Source organism: Mesorhizobium sp. M2A.F.Ca.ET.067.02.1.1, assembly GCF_004023285.1.
Lineage (GTDB): Bacteria > Pseudomonadota > Alphaproteobacteria > Rhizobiales > Rhizobiaceae > Mesorhizobium.
On record NZ_RZSB01001384.1, the window covers coordinates 1 to 549 of the forward strand.

The 549-nt window shown below is 58.5% G+C and carries 1 pseudogene; it reads right to left on the reverse strand.

Going from position 1 to position 549, the window contains the following annotated elements:
• Positions 1–520 (reverse strand): annotated as a pseudogene (locus EOA28_RS37950) (hypothetical protein); the annotation flags it as partial.
• Positions 521–549: the final 29 nt, after the last annotated feature.

The window sequence follows — 549 nt, forward strand, 5'->3', positions numbered from 1 at the left end:
CGATCAGCAGCATCAGGCCAATGCCCGCGCCGAGAGCGACAAGAATGCCGATCGCCAGCGTCGGCAGCAGAAAGCGGATCGCAATCTGGATGCAGTCGCCGAAGGACGGCCGCTTGCCGTTGAGGTCCTCGATGGTCGCCCGCACCAGCGCCGATTGCAGCAGAAGCGTGCACACAAATGAAATCAGACCGGCGATGATGGTGATGTAGGAATTGCGAAATGCCGCGCTCGGATCAGGCATGGCACCAGGATCCCTTTGCAGAATCGCGTCGATCTGAGGCTGGGTCACCATCCGGATCACCAATGTCGGCAGGCCGGCGAACAGCGCCGCCAGCCCCACGCAAAGCCCGATGTTTCGGTCAATGACTGCGAAGGTATTGCTGAATACCCTGCCGATCTCGAACCTGCCGGGTTGTCCCAATGTCGCAGTGGTCATGATAATTTCCCCCGAGTCATCGCCGCCTCCAATCGGTGACTTCAAAGTAAATTTGCCAAGATTGCGGGGCTGCGTCCAGTGCACTTGCAATTGTCATGGCGTATTGCCAGTGT